This is a genomic window from Vibrio sp. Isolate33, from assembly GCF_022397895.1.
Taxonomy (GTDB): Bacteria; Pseudomonadota; Gammaproteobacteria; order Enterobacterales; family Vibrionaceae; genus Vibrio; species Vibrio pomeroyi.
In genome coordinates this window covers 1-2,464 of record NZ_JAKEUP010000038.1, presented here as the reverse complement: position 1 = coordinate 2,464, position 2,464 = coordinate 1, and the positions used below count along the sequence as shown (strand labels likewise).

Here is a 2,464-nt window from a genome sequence, read left to right as displayed (position 1 = left end):
TTTAAGGATAATCTGGCGCGGATATCATCGTGGAGCTGGGAAGCTAGTGCTCCCAACAAGGACTCCGAATACATTAGCGCAAACCAACTCCGTTATTACTTAATTGTAGTTGCAATAACGGGGCGGACCATACATTTTTGTGCCTGTCGTTTCCCTTCAAGCTCTCTTCTATTTATCACTAGAGTAAATAACGTAAGTTAATCCCCTGTTCATCTTTAAATCCGTATATTGGGTTCATCAACTTTTTAGACCCGCTTACATTGGAGGTATCGATGGATATCAAAAGCTTACTTAACCAAGCACTTAAGTCAGATCTCGTTAAACAAGGTACTCAGAAGCTTTCCCAAGGATCTTCGAGTTTAAGCAGCCTCTCTCAAGGCAGTAGCAGCAATGGTAAAGGTATCAACAAGAGCACACTTGGTGCTTTCGGTGCAGGCGCTGTTAGTGGTGGGCTATTAGGGGCGTTAATGGGCTCTAAGAAGACTAAGAAAATGGGTAAGAAAGCAGCCGGTATTGGTGGCGCAGCAGCTCTTGGTGCTCTCGCTTATAAAGTCTATAACGACTACCAATCTAAACAAGGCCAGACACCTAATGCCGAACAGGCTCAGTTTGATGAAAATGATGCAAACCACAGCGTGCTGATTTTACGATCGATGATAGCCGCGTCTAAAGCTGATGGCCATGTTGATGAAGAAGAGATGGCTAAGATAGAACAAGCCGTCGAAAACATGGGCGCTGATTATCAGCTGACTAAATTGGTATCTGAAGAATTGCACAAGCCACTCGACCCAAGCGAAATCGCTCAATTAGCAACGTCACCTCAACAGGCGAGTGAGATCTACTTAGCCTCTTTGATTGTGGCCGACGAACAAAACTTCATGGAAAAGGCGTACCTGAAAGAGCTCGCGAAACAGCTCAATCTTGCTGATGAAGTCACCTATCAGCTTGAACAACAAGTCTCTGGCTGAACGAGAAATACCAAACGAATCGGTAAAGAGTAGCCTAAGCAGCGAGCTAACCAAGTGAGATATTGAGCGAGGACAAACTAACTCTGAACTTGATCAGATCCACTTTGTTTTTGCTTATCTCTATGTGTATATTGAGATCAGTTATCATTTGGTTAGGTATAAAAATGAAAGTATACGATTGTTGTGATTTGGTTCGTGAACTGTATTCTCAAATTGGCAGTGGCGACCAAGGCTATATCCCTAAAGCGATCACCTGCGCAGTAAAAACATTAAATGACCTTGCTGCCGATGAGTCTCTTCCTAAAGAAGCTCGCGAACGTGCAGCCTTTGCTGCTGCTAACTTACTAATTTCAGATTTCGAGGACTAATATGAACCTCGCTAACTTTGAAAAAATGGATCCTGTAATGTTGATGAGCATCGTCAACATGAAGCTTCGTGACGACTTCGGCGGTGATTTAGATAGAGTGGTCAACTTCTACGAAATAGACAAAGCAGCACTGATCGCGAAGCTCGCGTCTGCTGGTTTTGAGTATCTTCCAGAAGCCAAACAGTTTCGATAGTCGTTTAAAAAATCTTCCTATTTAAAGGCCGACCTCTGTGTTGGTCTTTTTTTGTTGGTGATACGTAACAAGTAAACATGCAGCAAACCCATTATAAATTATCTGTCTGCACCTATACTTTTATATCTTAGAGTCAACGAACGCGCCTTGAACCAAAGCGTATTGTTGTATAGGCTACCCAAACTAGCATATAAAACTCATCACTCAACTTGATGATAGTGAAGGATTAACAATGAAAAGACTCGGACTTTTAGCCGTTATCGCAGCCGCACTCACCGCAGGTTGCGCTTCAAATACTCAGCAAGACAACTTTCGCGAAGCCTCTTTTGAGCTGTGTAATACTGAAGTCGATATTTACTCTGTAAGCCATGATGAACGAGTTCGTATCGTCTGCTCTGATGGCTCTAAATTCGCTCTGAAGAGCGAAGACACACTAGAAGTGATGCGTGACATCAACATCGACTACTGTGATGGTGAAGGCCTAGGTAAGTTCAGTGAAAGCCGCCACTACTACTCTTTCAAGTGTAAGTCAGGCACCCTACTTAGCATCAAAAAGTAGAATCGACACAATCAAAGAACAAAGGGTTAATGTGAAAGCATTGGCCCTTTTTAGTACCTGCTTTTCTTTACTCTCACCTACTGACCACCAGATACAAAAAAGGCTCCTATTAAGGAGCCTCTAAAATCATCGTTTTTCAAAGTAGTTGTTTGAAATTCTAGGAGAGCACGGGGAGCTTACGAATGTAAGTGAGCATGCTCGACAACAGCTTTAAAACTTCCAAGTACAAAAATGTATGGTCCGCCCCGTTATTGCAACTACAATTAAGTAATAACGGAGTTGGTTTGCGCTAATGTATTCGGAGTCCTTGTTGGGAGCACTAGCTTCCCAGCTCCACGATGATATCCGCGCCAGATTATCCTTAAAAAGCCCACCA

4 protein-coding genes are annotated in these 2,464 nt (G+C 43.0%); all 4 read left to right on the top strand.

All coding sequences use genetic code 11. The annotated features are described in order from the left end of the window. The first annotated feature begins 272 nt into the window (after positions 1-272). The 4 genes from L1D37_RS23840 (at position 273) to L1D37_RS23825 (ending at position 2,088) form a co-directional block, all read left to right on the top strand. The gene (locus L1D37_RS23840; RefSeq protein ID WP_239849350.1) at positions 273-968 is read left to right on the top strand and encodes a tellurite resistance TerB family protein; all 696 of its coding nucleotides are present in this window, start codon (positions 273-275) and stop codon (positions 966-968) included. Positions 969-1,132: 164 nt separating this feature from the next. After that, the gene (locus tag L1D37_RS23835) at positions 1,133-1,336 is read left to right on the top strand and encodes a YaeP family protein (protein ID WP_008222923.1); all 204 of its coding nucleotides are present in this window, start codon (positions 1,133-1,135) and stop codon (positions 1,334-1,336) included. Position 1,337: 1 nt separating this feature from the next. Continuing rightward, complete coding sequence (locus tag L1D37_RS23830) at positions 1,338-1,529, top strand: DUF4250 domain-containing protein (RefSeq protein WP_004738555.1); 192 nt, start codon at positions 1,338-1,340, stop codon at positions 1,527-1,529. A gap of 232 nt (positions 1,530-1,761) precedes the next feature. Then, the gene (locus tag L1D37_RS23825; RefSeq protein ID WP_239849349.1) at positions 1,762-2,088 is read left to right on the top strand and encodes a hypothetical protein; all 327 of its coding nucleotides are present in this window, start codon (positions 1,762-1,764) and stop codon (positions 2,086-2,088) included. Positions 2,089-2,464: the final 376 nt, after the last annotated feature.